This is a genomic window from Lonepinella sp. BR2271, from assembly GCF_051851515.1.
GTDB lineage: Bacteria > Pseudomonadota > Gammaproteobacteria > Enterobacterales > Pasteurellaceae > Lonepinella.
The window spans coordinates 15269-33561 of the sequence record NZ_JBPDVF010000008.1 but is presented as its reverse complement, the minus strand read 5'-3'; the positions used below and the strand labels follow the sequence as shown (position 1 = coordinate 33561).

Below are 18293 nucleotides of genomic sequence, written 5' to 3'. Positions count from 1 at the left end.
AACAGGATAACAAATGACCGATATCAATAAACAACAGGTACTTGATGCCTTTCATTTTCGTGCAGCTTGTCGCACCTACAATCCGGCACGTAAAATTCCCAAAGAAGACATGGATTATATTCTAGAATTAGGCCGTCTTTCCCCAAGTTCCGTCGGATCCGAACCGTGGAAATTTATTGTATTGCAAAACCCCGCACTGCGTGAAAAAATCGCCCCTGTCAGTTGGGGGATCAAACACCCGATTCATGAGGCAAGCCATTTAGTGGTGATCTTAGCCAAAAAAAATGCACGCTATGACAGCGACTTCTTACGCAATGCCCTCGTACAACGCGGCCTCACGCCAGAACAAATGGCGGCGACGGTCGTCCGCTATAAATCCTTCCAACAAGATGACATTAAAATCCTTGAAAGCGAACGCACTTTATTTGATTGGTGTAGCAAACAAACCTATATCGCTCTCGGCAACATGATGACTGGCGCAGCTTTAATTGGTATTGATAGCTGTCCTATTGAGGGATTTAACTATGATGAAGTGAACCGTATTTTATCCGAAGAAGGGGTATTTGATCTCAATGAATACGGCGTCTCTTGCATGGTGACGTTTGGATATCGTAATAAAGAGATTAAGAAAAAACACCGTAAGCCAGTGGATGACGTGATTGAGTGGGTGGAGTAAAAGGAAATAGTGCGGTAATTTTTACCGCACTTTTCGCATGATAACCTACAACAACAACGCTGCGCCCCACTTAATAATATCAAAGAAAAATCTATTATCGTCCGTGGCCGCTTTGCTGTCTGCGTTTGCAGTGCCGTTTTCTTTGTTTTCTTCCACCATGGCGGATTTACGTTCGCCTTTTACTACGGCTAAATCATCTCGGGCTTTAGTACGTAATACGGCACATTGTTTATTTTCTAGATTTTCTACATCCGTTCTAGATTTGTATTTTTTAAATTGATAGGTGGCATAATCCATGGCTTTTTGATCGCCTTGAATGATTTTGACGTTATCTTCGCCGATAATGTCCTCTAAAGGGTAGAAAAAGACATATTGAGAATGAATGTAGCTATCTTCTTTTTGAAAATGCTCGTATTGAATTCGAGTTAAATTCGGATAAATACATTGCTCCGTTTGTTTAGCCACAAACGCCCATTTTTGTGCATTAACATCCGATAATTGATAGGCGGCCCCCGCATATTCAGCCGGAATGCTGTCTTGCTTATCGCCAAAGCTACAACCAGCTAACAAAAGCAATGCCATTGAAAAAGAGATTTTTTTTAACACAATAAGATCCTTGAGATAAAAACGTTACGCCTATTTTAAAGGGAAAATTGATTTCGTCAATCACATCACAAAAAAGTGCGGTGTAAAAAATCAATATTTTTACACCGCAGTTTACGTCTTAGGAAGTTGTTTTAATTAACCTAATAATTTTTTCAACGCCTCACCGATTTCAGCCAGACTTTGCACCGTGGTCACGCCTGCATTTTGCAAGGCTTGAATTTTCTCGGCAGCGGTGCCTTTTCCACCACTGATAATCGCCCCTGCATGCCCCATGCGTTTGCCTTTTGGTGCGGTCATCCCAGCAATATAAGAGACCACAGGTTTCGTTACATTCGCTTTGATAAAAGCCGCCGCCTCTTCTTCCGCTGAACCGCCGATTTCACCGATCATCACAATCGCCTCGGTTTCTGGATCCTGTTGGAAACGTTTGAGAATATCAATAAAGTTAGAACCCGGAATTGGGTCACCGCCGATCCCTACGCAAGTGGATTGACCAAAACCGTTATCGGTGGTTTGTTTCACCGCCTCATAGGTTAACGTACCAGAACGAGAAACAATCCCCACACGGCCTTTTTTATGAATATAACCTGGCATAATACCGATTTTACATTCATCTGGCGTGATAATCCCCGGGCAGTTTGGTCCGATCATCACCACATCGGTTTGCGCCAGTTTTTGTTTCACGGTTAACATATCCACCGTTGGAATGCCTTCGGTGATACACACGATCAATTTAATCCCTGCATCAATGGCCTCTAAAATCGCATCTTTACAGAATGGCGCAGGGATATAAATCACACTCGCCGTTGCCCCAGTTTGCTCTACCGCCTCACGCACGGTATTAAATACAGGTAACCCTAAATGCGTGGTGCCGCCTTTATTCGGTGACACGCCACCCACTAATTGCGTGCCGTAGGCTAATGCTTGCTCACTATGAAAGGTGCCTTGGCCGCCAGTGAAACCTTGGCAAATGACTTTGGTATCTTTATTAATTAAAATTGACATAACCGCTCCTTATTTCACTGCATTGACCACTTGTTCAGCGGCATCTGTTAAACTTTTGGCGGCCAGAATATTCACGCCGCTTTTGGCTAAAATATCACGACCCAATTCCGCATTATTGCCCTCAAGTCGCACCACCACCGGCACGCTGACACCGATTTCATTGACCGCTGCAATAATGCCCTCTGCAATCAAGTCGCAACGCACAATGCCCCCGAAAATATTGACTAAAATGGCTTTCACATTAGGGTCAGACAGGATAATTTTAAATGCGCCTGCCACACGCTCTTTCGTAGCCCCACCGCCTACATCAAGGAAGTTAGCAGGTTGACCACCGTGCAGTTTGATGATGTCCATGGTGCCCATAGCAAGCCCTGCCCCGTTCACCATACAGCCAATATTCCCCTCTAAGGCCACATAGTTTAAACTTAAGGCTTCTGCTTCTGCTTCACGGCCATCTTCTTGGCTTGGATCTTGCATGGCTTTTAAGTCTGGTTGGCGGTATAAGGCATTGTCATCCACCACGATTTTGGCATCTAAACAATGTAAGTCATCATTTTGTAAAATCACTAATGGATTGATTTCTAATAGGCTTAGATCTTTTTCCATAAACATTTTGCTTAATTGGGTAAATAAATGCGCAAATTGTGCCACTTGTTTGCCTGTTAAGCCTAATTTGAATGCTAGCTCACGACCTTGATAAGGTTGCGCTCCAATTAAGGTATCAATGGCTACTTTGTGCAATAAGTGCGGTGTTTTTTGAGCCACTTCTTCAATGTTCATACCGCCCTCCGTGGATGCCATAAACACCACACGTTGTGAGCTACGATCAATCACCGCCCCTAAATAAAGTTCTTTTTTCACGTCGGCACAGGCTTCTACGTAAATGGTATTAATCGGTTGACCACGGCTGTCGGTTTGGAAAGTGACCAAACGTTGACCTAAAAATTTGTCAAAAAATGACCGCACTTCGTCAGTGGATTTCACCACTTTTACGCCCCCTGCTTTACCCCGTCCGCCAGCGTGAACTTGGCATTTAGCGACCCAAGCAGAACCGCCCAATTTTTTAGTGGCGTCAATGGCTTGCTCAACATTTTGGCAAGGATACCCCTCACTGACCGGTAAACCATATTGTGCAAAAATTTGTTTGGATTGATATTCATGTAAATTCATGGACTGTCCCTTTTATTTGATGTTAGGGGCATGGCTGCCCCACGAAAATAATCGAAAAATTAAATATCCAATAATAATCTGGTTGGATCTTCAAGCAATTCTTTGATCGTCACTAACGCCCCCACGCTTTCACGTCCGTCAATTAAACGGTGATCGTAAGAAAGGGCGAGATACATCATTGGGCGAATCACCACTTGACCCTCTACCGCAATCGGGCGATCTTTAATGGCGTGCATACCTAAAATCGCACTTTGTGGTGGGTTGATAATTGGTGTGGACATGAGAGAACCAAATACGCCCCCATTGGTAATGGTGAAGTTACCGCCAGTTAATTCTTCCACAGTTAATTTACCATTTTGGCCTTTTTCCGCTAAAGATTTGATGGCTTTTTCGATTTCTGCCATGCTCATTTGATCGCAATCACGCAATACCGGTGTCACCAAACCACGTGGCGTCGATACCGCAATACTGATGTCAAAATAGTTATGATAAACAATATCGTCACCGTCAATAGAGGCATTAATTTCTGGATAACGTTTTAACGCCTCCACCACGGCTTTCACATAGAAAGACATAAAGCCTAAACGCACACCGTGGCGTTTTTCAAATTTTTCGCCATAGCTTTTACGTAATTGCATAATCGGTTGCATATCCACTTCGTTAAACGTGGTCAACATGGCGGTGGTATTTTTCACTTCAAGCAAGCGTTCTGCCACACGTTTACGTAAGCGAGTCATTGGCACACGTTTTTCACTGCGTAAATTGGCTTGCGAGAAATCTCCACCAGTTTGCACCGCAGTTTGGGATTGATTCGCTAAAGCACGATCTACGTCTTCTCGGGTAATTCGACCGCCGACACCTGAGCCTTTAATGGCTTTCGGGTCGAGATCATGTTCTGCGATTAAGCGACGAATAGCGGGGCTTAAATCTTCTTGATGATCTTGTGAATCTGGATTTAAATTAGCCGTTTGGCGATCCGCAGGGGTGGCCTCGGTTGTAGCGACTGGAGCTGAGGCACGAACCCCATCCACTTCGGTACTTAATTTGCCAAGAACCTGATTGCTCACCACCGTTGCTCCCTCATTTTCAGCAATGCTCGCAATCACACCGTCCGCACTGGCAGGCACTTCTAGTACCACTTTATCCGTTTCAATTTCCACTAAAATTTCATCACGGCTGACGGTTTCACCCACCGCTTTATGCCATTTAACCACCGTTGCGTCCGCAACACTTTCCGGTAATACTGGGGTAAGAATGTCTAAATCACTCATAATATTTCCTTTTTAATTGTGTATTAAAATTAAGCCGATAACGTCAACGCTTCGGTGACTAAATTTTGTTGTTGTTCATTGTGTAACGCCATGTAACCTGCTGCAGGTGAGGCGGAGGCTGGGCGTCCCACATAACGCAAATTCGCATCCGCAGGAATGCTTTGCATAAAGTTATGACGAGAACAATACCATGCGCCTTGATTTAACGGTTCTTCTTGGCACCACACGTAATCTTTCACATGAGAATAATCCGCTAAAATAGACCGCACTTCGTCCTCTGGATACGGATAAAGTTGCTCAATTCGAATGATCGCCACATCGCTTTGATTATTTTTGCGACGACGTTCTAATAAATCGTAATACACTTTACCCGAACAGAACACCACTCTTTTCACTTGTTTTGGATCAATCTCATCAATTTCACCGATTACATTTTGGAATGTGCCGTTGGTTAACTCTTCCAGTGCAGACACCGCTAACGGATGACGTAACAAGGATTTTGGTGAAATCACCACCAATGGACGGCGAACGGTACGCAACATTTGACGGCGTAATAAATGATAAATTTGTGCCGGCGTGGACGGTACGCAAACTTGCATATTGTGTTGCGCACAAAGTTGTAAATAGCGTTCCAATCGAGCGGAGGAATGCTCAGGGCCCTGTCCCTCATAACCATGTGGGAGCAATAACACCAGACCACACATTCTGCCCCATTTTTGTTCGCCCGAACTGATAAATTGGTCAATCACCACTTGTGCACCGTTGGCAAAATCACCAAATTGAGCCTCCCAAATAGTGAGCGTTTTCGGTGTGGTGGTGGCATAGCCATATTCAAAGGCCAGTACCGCCTCTTCGGAAAGCACAGAATCCCAGACTTCAAAATTACCTTGTTTATCATGCAGATGACATAATGGCACATAGCCTGTTCCGTCATTAATACAGTGTAGCACCGCATGACGATGGAAGAATGTCCCCCGTCCGCAGTCTTCACCGGATAAACGGATATGATAACCGTCATCTAACAAGGTGGCGTACGCCATGGTTTCGCCCATGCCCCAGTCGAGCAATTTTTCACCTTTAGCCATTAAGGCACGATCGGCGTAAATTTTCTCCACGCGAGAATGAATCGGGTGCGTTTCTGGATATTGTGAAATGCTTGCCGCTAAGGCTTTAAAGCGTTGTGTGTCAAAACGACTTTCATAGGCCGCATTCCATTCTGGATTTAAGAACTGCAACCAATCCACTTTATCGTAATTCATTTCACGCCATTCCGGCACCACTCGCTCACCACGATCCAAGGCATCACGGTAATTATTGATAAATCCAGTGGCTTTTTCATTATTGATCACGCCGGCGTTAATCAGTCTGTCGGCATAGACTTGACGTGGTGTTGGATGGGCTTTGATTTTTTTATACATCATTGGTTGGGTGGCGGACGGTTCATCTGCCTCATTATGCCCATGACGACGATAAGACACTAAATCAATGAAAATATCACGCTTAAATAAAGTTCTAAATTCCACCGCCATACGAGCCGCATAGGCCACCGCCTCTGGATCATCCCCGTTCACATGAATAATCGGTGCCTCAATCATTTTGGCAATGTCGGTACAATAAACGGTAGAACGTGTATCTTTCGGGAAAGAGGTGGTAAAACCAATTCGGTTATTAATCACGATACGAATGGTACCGCCCACAGTATAACCACGAGCATCAGACATATTCAAGGTTTCTTGTACCACCCCTTGACCTGCCACCGCACTGTCACCATGCACCGTAACCGCTAGCACTTTGCGATGATCATCATCACCAATGCGTTTTTGTCTGGCTCGCACGGAACCGGTGACCACTGGGCTGACAATTTCTAAATGGGATGGGTTAAAAGCCAACACTAAATGCACGAGGCCATCATCGGTCATAAAATCCGAAGAAAAGCCTTGGTGATATTTCACATCACCGGTGCCATTACCATGATGTTTACCGGCAAATTCATCAAATAATTCCGCCGGCTTTTTACCTAGCACATTCACCAACATATTCAAACGTCCACGGTGAGCCATGCCGAATACCATTTCTTCCGTGCCTTGTTTCGCCCCATGGCGAATAATTTCTTTAATTAACGGCACAAAGGCATCACTGCCCTCTAAGGAGAACCGTTTTGCCCCTGGGAATTTTGCCCCAATATAACGCTCCAAACCTTCTGCAGCGGTCAGCTCGGCTAATAATTTTTCCTGCTCGGTTTGGCTAAAGTGCGGTGCATTTACCCAATTTTCTATTTGTTGTTGTAACCAAATCCGTGCATCTAAATCATTGACGTGCATAAACTCCAAGCCAATTCTGCCACAATAGGTTTTCTTTAGAGTTTCCCCCAATTCACGCAAACTGATTTTTTCTTTGTGGAAAATATGACCACTTAAATCAAACACTTCATCAAGATCCGCCTCAGTCAGATTATAATAGCGATAATCTAACGTGGGGACATCCGGTTTCTCACGTAAATTAATCGGGTCAACATCCGCTAACAAATGCCCACGATAGCGATAAGCGTTGAGCCATCTTAATACACTGGTTAAACGTTCCCCCACTTTAGGATCAATCACCGTGACCCCTTTGGGTGATTTTTCCAACGCTAAGCGACGAAAATACTCACGTATCGGCGAATGGGCTTGTTCTGGTTGACTTGACGTCGTCGTATTTTTGGCTAAACGATCAAAAACATCTCGCCAACTCAGTTCCACAGAATCAGGATCTTCAAGATAACGCTCATAAAGATCTTCAATATAAGCCTGATTGCCACCAGACAACGCACTTTGATCGAGCCACTGCTGAAATGAATTCTTCTGCATCGTGTTCCTACCTATATTAAATTTTAATATCCATCATACACAAAAAATTTAGAGGTGATAAATCTCATCTAAATTAGTGTAACTTTACCCTATTCTGAAAAAGAAAAATATGATCTACGTCACACTTTTGAAATTTAACAAAAAATTTACATACTTTTTTGCAGACAAAACATACAAAATAGAGTTATATTTAGACTATGTTAATTTTTAAACCAAATTTGGAACGCCATCATGCGCTCTATTAAACTATCATTATCCTTTAATAGACACCTATGACGTTCACAAAAACATAACATAAACACAACAAATCACAAAAGGAGTGAACCATGTCTGATTTAACAGCAAAACTAAGTTTAAGTGATGGTCGAGAATTTGATTTGCCGATACATAAAGCCAGTTTGGGGTATGATGCCATTGATGTGCAAGCACTCAGTAAAAATCACTTATTCACCTTTGACCCCGGTTTAATGTCCACCGCCATGTGTAAATCGGAAATTACCTATATTGATGGGGAAAAAGGGATTTTATTACACCGCGGTTATCCAATTCATGACCTCGCCATGAAGTGTGATTATTTAGAAGTGGCGTTCTTATTGCTTTATGGCGAACTCCCTGACAAAGACGATTATGCGGAATTTAGCAAAGTAGTGCGTAAGCATACCTTAGTGCACGAACAATTATCCCGTTTCTTCCACGGTTTCCGTCGTGACTCACACCCCATGGCGGTGATGTGTGGGGTCAGTGGTGCGTTGGCCGCATTCTATCATGATGTGCTCGATGTGAGTGATGAAGAACACCGTACTTTAACCGCACTTCGCTTATTAGCCAAAATGCCAACCTTGGCGGCCATGTGTTATAAATATTCCATTGGGCATCCGTTCATGTTCCCACAAAACAACCTCTCTTATGCGGGTAATTTCCTCTACATGATGTTTGCCACCCCGTGCGAACCTTATGTCGTCAACCCTGTATTGGAAAAAGCCATTAACCGCATTTTGATTCTACACGCTGACCATGAACAAAATGCCTCCACTTCCACCGTACGGACAGCCGCCTCCTCCGGCGCTAACCCATTTGCTTGTATTGCAGCGGGGATTGCCTCTCTTTGGGGACCAGCGCACGGTGGGGCCAATGAGGCTTGTATCAAAATGTTAGAAGAAATCGGCACCGTGGATCGTATTCCTGAATTTATTGCTCGAGCCAAAGATAAAAAGGATCCCTTCCGTTTAATGGGATTTGGTCACCGTGTGTATAAAAATTACGACCCTCGTGCCAAAGTCATGCGTGAAACTTGTCATGAAGTATTACAAGAATTAGGCATTAAAACCCCATTGCTACAAGTGGCCATGGAATTAGAACGCATTGCCTTAACCGACGAATACTTTATTGAGCGCAACCTCTATCCAAATGTGGATTTCTATTCCGGTATTATCTTAAAAGCCATTGGTATTCCAGTGTCCATGTTTACCGTGATCTTCGCCTTAGGTCGTACCGTGGGTTGGATTTCCCACTGGAAAGAAATGTACGATTTCGGCACCTTAAAAATTGTGCGTCCACGTCAAGTGTATACGGGTTATACTGAGCGTGAGCTAGAAAAATCGTCTGAATAACAAGTTCATTTGCAATATATTAAGGCGGAGAAATCCGCCTTAATATATTTTCATTATAGCTAGACAACGTCTAGCTATAATTAATGACATAAATTTACCCCAAATCAATCCCCAACGTTTACCTGAAAATATTATCATGGCAAAACGTCATGTTAACCCAAACAAGTCATTGAAGTAGCTAAAAAAGTATCTATTCACTCTATTCACTTCATTGACTCAATACATTCAATAAAAATTTTAGGAAAAATACCGCACTTAAAAGTAAAGTATAAATCATATAAAACCCACTAAAGAATAATAATAATTCTTATTTGCTAATAGAGTATATTTTCATTATAATTATTTACATTGAAGACTTTCTTCTTTTAATTAAAAAATAACCTTTGGAGCATGTATGGAGACACATAATGACTAAAAGAAATTGCCTTTGTTCATTTTCATTAATCACTTTAGCTCTATTCAGTTATAGCCAACCTAGCTTTAGTGAAGAATCTAGTCAAACGGAAACGTTAGATAAAATTTCTGTCACCACGGAAGGTGAACAAGATCAAAAACCTGCTGTTATCAAGAAAACCCATCAAGCCATTCAACAAGAATTAATCCGAGATACCCGTGATTTAGTGCGTTATACGACAGATGTGGGTGTGGCTGATAATGGTCGCCATTTAAAAGGCTTTGCCATTCGTGGCGTGGAAGGTAATCGTGTAGGAATTAGCATTGATGGTGTAAATTTACCTGATAGCGAAGAAAATAGTTTATATGCTCGTTATGGTAATTTCAATCCATCTCGTTTAAGTATTGATTCTGAATTAGTAAAAGATATTGATATTGTGCGGGGATCTGATTCCTTTAATTCAGGCAGTGGTGCTTTAGGTGGTTCAGTTAATTATCATACCCTAGAAGCATTAGATATTGTTAAACCCGATCAGCATTTTGGTGCGTTATTACGTACAGGTTATGCCAGTAAAAATCGTGAATGGGTGAGAACCTTGGGTGTGGGTTATGTCGGCGAAAAATTAGATGCCATGTTACTTTATTCCCAACGCACAGGTCACGAAATGAAAAGTAATGGCGATGGTCCTGAAACGAATTATTCAAGTAGTCAGCACCCAGATCCGTCAACCCATCGTTTTCATAGTTATCTAGCAAAATTAGGGTATCAAATCAACGATCATCACCGTCTTGGGCTTTCTGTCAATGGTCAACAAGGTGATCGCTATACTGATGAACGTAGCTATACTTTATATGGCAGCCAATGGCGTGAAGCAAATGATGAAAATAAACGTATCAATATTAATGCTCAATATGTTTATACGCCTGCATCAAATTATTTAGCCTATGCAAAATTAGATTTAGACTATCAAAAAACTGACTTATCTGCCTTAAATTATAAAGGCAATCGAGATTATTTAACCAATGCGAAAAAAATAAGCGAAACCTTTGATCGTAGAATGAAAACTGATTTTAAACGGGCTAATATTAGATTGGAAAGTTTACCACTTTCATCTGGTTTTGGTGAACATACGTTAGCGTTAAATACTTATATCAGCGAACGTGAGTTTAAAAATATTAACCATGATACCAATATTTATGGGTTAGATGAATGGTATACCATTCAACGTCCTGTGAAAACGAAACAATATAGTATTGCCCTAAAAGATGATATCGTTTGGCGACCTGATTTTAAAACTTGGCGACCGATTTTCTCCGTGAATATTGGTGCAAGCTATGATTATGCACGTTTAACGCCAAAATCTCTTAACGCTCAATGTAGTAAAGCCTGTTTAGCCGAGGGTGAACCAAGCCAAAGTAGCTTTGCGAATTGGAACGGTTTCCTAGGATTAAATGCTCAAGTGAATGATACTTGGAAAGTCGGTTATCAATTAAGTACAGGGTATCGTATTCCAACTGCCACAGAATTATATTTCAGCTTTGAAAACCCTTATGGGACTTGGAAATCCAATCCTGGATTAAAATCTGAACGTAGTGTAAGCCATACTTTATTCACTCAGGCTCAAAACGATATTGGCACATTTGATTTGAGTGTATATCAAACCCGATACCGCAATTTCTTATTTGAACAAGAAAGTATTATTGAACAAACACAATACGGTCGTACCTATCAAACGCAAGTGCAACAAATGGTCAATATTGATCGTGCGAAAATTAATGGTGTTGAAGTCAAAGGTCAGCTCAATTTAGATAAAGTTACGCCATTACCTGAAGGCTTTAAATTTTATGGTGCCTTAGGCTATAGCAAAGGTAAATTATCGAATGAAGCAAGCCTACTCTCTATTCAGCCTATCAAAGCAGTTATTGGCTTAGATTATGAAGATCCAGCAGGGAAATGGGGTATCTTCAGCCGTTTAACTTATTTAGGTGCTAAAAAAGCCAAAGATGCAAAAACCTTTGAGAATAAATCAAGATGCGTGCTATGGGAATATGATGCTTGGTATGATCAAGATATCTGTACAAAAGAAGAATTATATCAATCCGTTGAAACCTATAAATACCGTAACAAATCAGCCTATATCTTTGATTTATATGGATATTACAAAATCATGAATGATATTACATTACGAGCTGGCGTATATAATCTATTTAACCGAAAATATCACACTTGGGACGCTTTACGTGGTATCAATGCCCATAGCACAACCAATAGTGTGGATAGAGATGGATTAGGTCTTGAACGCTTCCACGCTCCAGGTCGTAATTACAGTGCATCGGTGGAAATTCGGTTTTAGCCATTAACCCCGCGTACTTGCATACGGGGTTAAGCATAGTTACGCCACCCCGTGGCTGGCTTGTTTCAAGATGCGGAGCATCGTTACTAATCTAGCCCTGTACGCAAGTGCAGGGTTAAAATATTTTCACCGCACTTCCCCAAAAAACTACAAAATCTGCGCCAAAAATTGACGTCCTCGTTCAGATTTTGGCTGACGGAAAAATTCATCCGGTGGCGTTTGTTCAATAATACTGCCTTGATCCATAAACACCACCGAATCCGCTACCCGTTGGGCAAATCCCATTTCATGGGTCACACATAACATGGTAATACGTTCTTGTTCAGCCAGTTCCACCATCACATCTAACACTTCTTTCACCATTTCAGGATCCAGTGCCGAAGTGGGTTCATCAAATAACATCACTTTCGGTGACATACACAAAGAGCGTGCAATCGCCACACGTTGTTGTTGTCCACCCGATAATTGCCCTGGGTATTTATTGGCTTGATCGGCAATTTTCACCCGTTCTAAATAACCTAAAGCGGTATCAATGGCCGCTTGTTTGTTCTTTTTTAACACCCAAACTTGCCCTAAGGTCAGATTTTCCAACACCGTCAAATGCGGGAATAAATTAAAATGCTGGAACACCATGCCCACTTCACGGCGAATTTGTTCCAAGTGTTTCACATTGTTATCTAACACCACACCATTCACGGTCAATTCCCCGCTTTGATGATGTTCTAAGCCGTTAATGCAACGAATCATGGTTGATTTACCCGATCCCGATGGCCCTGCAATCACGATTTTCTCGCCCTCATTCACGCTGAGATTGATATTCTTCAGGACATGGAAATCACCATACCATTTATTCACATTGCTTAATTGCACCATGACTTTAGACACAAATTCGCTCCTTATATTGCTTTAATTAACGCTGTCTGGCCAACTCTAACCGTTGCTCAATATAACGGGAGTAACGAGACATCGCATAACAAAAAATAAAATAAATAAACCCAATAAAGACGTAAGCCTCTACGCTAAAACCTTGCCACTGCGGATCCGCTAAAGCGACTTTGGCCGAGAGGGTTAAATCATAAATGCCGATAATCACCACCAACGAGGTATCTTTAAAGATCGAGATAAAAATACTCACTAACGGTGGAATCACCACTTTTAAGGCTTGTGGCAAGATAATGAGTCGCATACTTTGCCAATAACTCAACCCTAACGAGGCAGCGCCCTCAAATTGTCCTTTCGGTATGGATTGCAATCCACCACGCACTACTTCGGCAATATAAGCGGACACATACACAATCACGGCAAGTTGCGCACGAAGTAATTTGTCCAATGAAAAACCATCCGTAAAGAACAACGGCACCATCACCGAGGCCATAAATAACAAACTCACAAAGGGCACGCCACGCACCAGTTCAATATATGTAATGGATAATGAACGAATAATTGGCATGTCTGAACGGCGACCTAAAGCCAGCAAAATGCCTAATGGCGTGGCAAATAAAATCCCGAAAATCGCCAAAATCAACGTGATGGGCAAGCCTCCCCAGCGTGCGGTTTCTACTTCAGTTAAACCAAACAAACCGCCGTGCATAAGCACGCCACAAATGGCCAACACGACAAGCCAAATACCGACTAAAGATTTTCGCCAAAAACGTGGAATAGCACTCAAGACAATCAAGCCAATCAACAAAATGCACACAATAAACGGCCGCCATTGTTCATCAAAGGGATAAATGCCCAATAAAATCATGCGGTATTTATGCTGCACAAAGGACCAACAAGCTCCTGTTGAGGCATGACAGGCCTGCCCGCTGTCTGCGGTGAAATTTGCTTGTAATAAGCCCCATTCCACCACAGCAGGAATAGAAAAGAGCAAGAACCACAACACCAAAATTGTAGCCAAACCATGTGCAGGTGTGGCAAATAAATTTTGTTTTATCCACAATCCCACGCCAGTTTGCTGTGGCGGACGATCTGGCAAAGGCTCAGAAAGTGATTGCGGTGCAGAAAGTGCGGTGTTTTTTTCGCTTAAATTCATCGTTTCCCTACCTTTCTACCAACGCCATACGTTTGTTATACCACGCCATAAATACTGCAATGCTGATACTGATGGTAAAATACGCCAACATAATGATCATCACAGCCTCAATGGCTTGGCCGGTTTGGGTTAACATCGTGTTGACAATAGATACAATATCTGGATAACCAATAGCTACGGCTAATGAGCTGTTTTTAGTGAAGTTCATAAAGGTATTACTCATAGCAGGAATCATCACCCGTACCGCTTGTGGCATAATAATTAAACGCAAGGTTTTAAGCCGAGATAAACCAAGCGACTCACCAGCCTCCCATTGGCCTTTATTCACACTTTGAATACCCGAACGCACGATTTCCGCAATAAAGGCGGCTGTGTATAATACTAAGCCTAATAATAAAGCGGCCAGTTCTGGACTAAAATGCCAACCATTAACAAAATTAAATCCTTTAAGTTCGGGTTTAACTACATCCAGTTGCCAACCTGATAACAATGCTGCCAATACAGGGAATATCACAAAAAAAGCCAAGCTAATCGAAAAAACTGCGGTGGTTTTTCCGGTTTTATTTTGTTTATGTTTCGCCCAAAAGGAGAAAATAACCGAGGCAATGAGCGCAAATAATAGGCCAACAAGCATCCAAGACACCGAATCCCCTATTAAAGCAGGGATTTTTATACCACGATTTGATAGAAACACCCCGTCTATTGGGTTTAAGGCTTGACGAGGATTGGGTAAATTTTCGGTGAGCAAGGAATACCAAAAGAATAAATGAATCAGTAATGGAATATTACGCATCACTTCTACATAAATCGCCGCCAATTTATTCACTAACCAGTTGGCAGAAAGCCGAGCCACGCCAATAACCGTACCGAGCAGTGTAGCCAATACAATCCCAACAAAAGACACCAGTAAGGTATTAAAAATTCCGACCTTGATGGCTTGCCAATAAGTATCCGTCAGATTATAGTCAATTAAGGATTCACCAATGGCAAAGCCCGCCTCTTTATCTAAAAAAGCGAAACCCGTTTGAATATTGCGAGCGGCCAAATTATGCAGGGTATTATCGACTAAATACCAGACAAAATAAACCACGACCGCCAAGATCAACGCTTGATATACCCAAGCTCTGGTATTGGCATCGTTCAAAGAAAATGAGATTTTTTTCATTATATAATAACGGGGCGTCATACTAACGCCCCTCTATTTTTTAGTTAATATCGGAGAAATTAACGAATCGGTAAACCGTAATGTAAACCGCCATTCGTCCACAAATTATTTAATCCACGTGGAATCTGTAATGGGCTGTCTTTACCCACATTGCGGTCAAAACTTTCGCCATAATTGCCCACTTGCTTAATAATATTGTAGGCCCATTTGTCGTCTAGACCAAGATTTTTACCAGTTCCCTCTGTCACACCTAACAAACGTTGAATATTTGGATTTTCGCTTTTTAATTGTTCATCCACATTGGCACTGGTTAAACCTAATTCTTCCGCATTAAATTGAGCTTGCAACGTCCATTTCACAATGTTAAACCATTGTGCATCACCTTGACGTACAAACGGTGCCAATGGCTCTTTAGAAATTAAATCAGGTAACACCACATAATCATCTGGGTTAGATAAACGTGAAATACGAATTGAGGCTAAACCTGACGCATCCGTAGAATACACATCACAACGACCAGACGCAAAGGCATTGACGACTTCGTTAAATTGATCGAATACGACTGGCGTATATTTAATGTTGTTTGCTCTCGCCCAGTCTGCTAAGGTATTTTCGTTTGATGTACCGGTTTGTAAGCAGATAGTTGCGCCATCTAATTCTTTGGCACTTTTCACACCAAGATCTTTTTTCACCAAGAACCCTTGTCCGTCATAGAAATTTACCCCCGGAGATTGTAAACCCTGTGCAGTATCACGTTGTTGAGTAATGGTCGTGTTACGGGTTAATACATCAATTTCACCCGTTTGAAGTGCAGTGAAACGTTGTTGAGAATTTAGTGGCACGGTTTTAAATTTAGTCGCATCACCAAATACCGCAGCCGCCACGGATTTACACAAATCCACATCTAATCCTTTCCATTCGCCTTTATCATCAGGTGCAGAAAAACCCGCAAAGCCGGTGGTGGTACCACAAATCACATGACCACGTTGTTTTACGGTATCTAAAGTTGAAGTGTCAGCGGCAAAAGCATTGCTACTCAATACGGTCGCCACGGTGGCAGCTAATAAGGTTAATTTTTTCATAAAGTTCTCCAAAAAGGGCTAAAAATTAAATTGGGTCAACTTTAATAAAAAAAGAGTATATAAGCAAATAAAATTACAGCATATCAAAGAAGATTTGGTTATAAGAGGAAAATGGCGTAAAAAATACCGCACTTTTTTTAAAAAAAGTGCGGTATTTTTTTACTTAATTTTTATTAATGAATACTCGTACTCACCGTCGTACGATTTGCCCGTTTACGATCATTTTCCGTCAGTAATTTCTTACGAATCCGGATTGATGTTGGCGTGACTTCCACTAATTCATCATCATCCAAAAATTCAATGGCTTGTTCAAGGGTGAATTTCACTGGCGTGGTTAAGACAATCGCATCATCTTTACCTGACGCACGCATATTGGTGAGTTTTTTACCTTGCAAACAGTTCACGGTTAAATCGTTAGAACGGCTATGAATCCCGATAATTTGACCTTCATACACTTCCACACCGTGATCGATCATTAATTTACCACGCTCTTGCAAGCCGAATAAGGCATAACCCAAGGCTTTACCTGTAGCGTTAGAAATCAATACGCCGTTTTTACGTTGCCCGATTTCACCTGGTTTAATATCGTCATAATGGCTAAATGTGGAATAAAGCAAGCCTGTACCTGATGTCATGGTCATAAATTCGTTACGGAAACCAATTAAGCCACGGCTTGGGATCACGTATTCTAAACGAGTACGACCTTTGCCATCTGGCTGCATGTCTTTCACTTCGCCTTTACGAATACCCAATGCTTCCATCACAGAACCTTGATGTTGTTCTTCAATATCAATGGTTACTTGCTCAAATGGCTCTTGTTTTTTGCCGTCAATAGTACGATAAATTACTTTCGGACGAGATACGGCTAATTCATAGCCCTCACGACGCATATTTTCGATTAACACCGATAAATGCAATTCGCCACGACCAGAAACACGGAATTCATCTGGGTTTGGGGTTTCTTCCACACGCAATGCCACGTTATGCACCAATTCTTTATTTAAGCGTTCTAAAATTTGGCGAGAAGTCACATATTTCCCCTCTTTACCACAGAACGGAGAAGTATTAACACAGAAGAACATGGTCACGGTTGGCTCGTCAACACTTAATGCAGGCAAGGCCTCCACGGCATTAATGTCACAAATTGTGTCTGAAATATTCAGTTCGCCTAAGCCCGTAATGGCCACGATGTCGCCTGCAAAGGCTTCATCTTCTTCATAACGTTGTAAGCCTAAATGGCCTAATACTTGACCAATACGACCTTGGCGAGTACGACCCTCGCTATTAATTACGGTCACCGCTTGATTTGGTTTGACTGAACCACGTTTAATACGCCCAATACCGATAACGCCCACATAGCTGTTATAGTCTAATTGGGAAATTTGCATTTGGAACGGTTCATCAAGATGCACGGCTGGCGGTGAAACATGTTCCACAATAGCCTCAAATAATGGCGTCATATCTGGTGCCAATTCTTCGTGTTCTAAGCCCGCCACGCCCATTAAAGCGGATGCGTAAATAATTGGGAAATCTAATTGTTCATCTGTCGCACCCAAGTTTACAAATAAATCAAAGACTTGATCCACTACCCAGTCAGGTCTTGCCCCTGGGCGGTCAACTTTGTTAATCACCACAATGGGTTTTAAACCATGGGCAAAGGCTTTTTGAGTGACGAAACGCGTTTGTGGCATTGGGCCGTCAAAGGCATCTACCACGAGTAATACAGAATCCACCATAGAAAGTACACGTTCCACTTCACCACCGAAGTCGGCGTGTCCCGGGGTATCTACGATGTTAATACGGTAATCATTCCAGTTAATTGCGGTATTTTTGGCTAAAATGGTAATGCCACGTTCTTTCTCAAGATCGTTACTGTCCATCACACGTTCATCACCATCGCCACTGCGGGAGCTTGCTAAAGTGCCGGATTGTTGTAAAAGTTTGTCAACCAAGGTTGTTTTACCGTGGTCAACGTGTGCAATAATTGCGATATTACGCAATTTATTAATATCTAAATCTGCCATTAAGTTGTCTTCTATTGTTTTAAAATTTTGAATTTTCTCACCGCACTTTTTCT

13 protein-coding genes are annotated in these 18293 nt (G+C 42.0%); 3 read left to right on the top strand and 10 right to left on the bottom strand.

Annotated elements, in window-relative coordinates; genetic code table 11:
* Positions 1-13: 13 nt before the first annotated feature.
* On the top strand, positions 14-676 hold the full coding sequence (locus ACTG7X_RS07450; RefSeq protein WP_439257880.1) for an NAD(P)H-dependent oxidoreductase: 663 nt from the start codon (positions 14-16) through the stop codon (positions 674-676).
* A 45-nt stretch (positions 677-721) separates the two neighbouring features.
* Here ACTG7X_RS07450 and ACTG7X_RS07445 read toward each other — a convergent pair whose 3' ends face one another.
* The 5 genes from ACTG7X_RS07445 to sucA all read right to left on the bottom strand — a co-directional run bounded on the left by ACTG7X_RS07445 (position 722) and on the right by sucA (position 7574).
* On the bottom strand, positions 722-1282 hold the full coding sequence (locus tag ACTG7X_RS07445; RefSeq protein WP_439257879.1) for a DUF5358 domain-containing protein: 561 nt from the start codon (positions 1280-1282) through the stop codon (positions 722-724).
* 135 nt (positions 1283-1417) lie between these two features.
* Positions 1418-2287 (bottom strand): succinate--CoA ligase subunit alpha, encoded by an 870-nt coding sequence (gene sucD, locus ACTG7X_RS07440; RefSeq protein ID WP_439257878.1) that lies wholly within the window; start codon positions 2285-2287, stop codon positions 1418-1420.
* A gap of 9 nt (positions 2288-2296) precedes the next feature.
* A complete protein-coding gene (gene sucC, locus ACTG7X_RS07435; RefSeq protein ID WP_439257877.1) occupies positions 2297-3457 on the bottom strand; it encodes an ADP-forming succinate--CoA ligase subunit beta in 1161 nt (386 codons plus the stop codon).
* A gap of 59 nt (positions 3458-3516) precedes the next feature.
* Positions 3517-4728, bottom strand: coding sequence for a 2-oxoglutarate dehydrogenase complex dihydrolipoyllysine-residue succinyltransferase (odhB, locus tag ACTG7X_RS07430; RefSeq protein ID WP_439257876.1), 1212 nt, complete (start codon positions 4726-4728; stop codon positions 3517-3519).
* A 29-nt stretch (positions 4729-4757) separates the two neighbouring features.
* Positions 4758-7574, bottom strand: a complete 2817-nt coding sequence (sucA, locus tag ACTG7X_RS07425; RefSeq protein ID WP_439257875.1) for a 2-oxoglutarate dehydrogenase E1 component — start codon at positions 7572-7574, stop codon at positions 4758-4760.
* A 326-nt stretch (positions 7575-7900) separates the two neighbouring features.
* On the opposite strand from sucA, the gene ACTG7X_RS07420 reads away from it, so the two are divergent.
* Positions 7901-9184 (top strand): citrate synthase, encoded by a 1284-nt coding sequence (locus ACTG7X_RS07420; RefSeq protein ID WP_439257874.1) that lies wholly within the window; start codon positions 7901-7903, stop codon positions 9182-9184.
* Between the two features lie 407 nt (positions 9185-9591).
* On the top strand, positions 9592-11931 hold the full coding sequence (locus ACTG7X_RS07415; protein ID WP_439257873.1) for a TonB-dependent hemoglobin/transferrin/lactoferrin family receptor: 2340 nt from the start codon (positions 9592-9594) through the stop codon (positions 11929-11931).
* Positions 11932-12078: 147 nt separating this feature from the next.
* On the opposite strand, the gene ACTG7X_RS07410 is transcribed toward ACTG7X_RS07415, so the two are convergent.
* The 5 genes from ACTG7X_RS07410 to typA form a co-directional block, all read right to left on the bottom strand.
* Positions 12079-12804: an amino acid ABC transporter ATP-binding protein gene (locus ACTG7X_RS07410; RefSeq protein ID WP_439242299.1), complete on the bottom strand. Its 726-nt coding sequence runs from the start codon at positions 12802-12804 to the stop codon at positions 12079-12081.
* 37 nt (positions 12805-12841) lie between these two features.
* Complete coding sequence (locus ACTG7X_RS07405) at positions 12842-13969, bottom strand: amino acid ABC transporter permease (RefSeq protein ID WP_439257872.1); 1128 nt, start codon at positions 13967-13969, stop codon at positions 12842-12844.
* 7 nt (positions 13970-13976) lie between these two features.
* Positions 13977-15155, bottom strand: coding sequence for an amino acid ABC transporter permease (locus ACTG7X_RS07400; protein WP_439257871.1), 1179 nt, complete (start codon positions 15153-15155; stop codon positions 13977-13979).
* 38 nt (positions 15156-15193) lie between these two features.
* Complete coding sequence (locus ACTG7X_RS07395) at positions 15194-16216, bottom strand: amino acid ABC transporter substrate-binding protein (protein WP_439257870.1); 1023 nt, start codon at positions 16214-16216, stop codon at positions 15194-15196.
* 173 nt (positions 16217-16389) lie between these two features.
* Positions 16390-18240, bottom strand: coding sequence for a translational GTPase TypA (gene typA / locus ACTG7X_RS07390; protein WP_439257869.1), 1851 nt, complete (start codon positions 18238-18240; stop codon positions 16390-16392).
* Positions 18241-18293 lie beyond the last annotated feature (53 nt).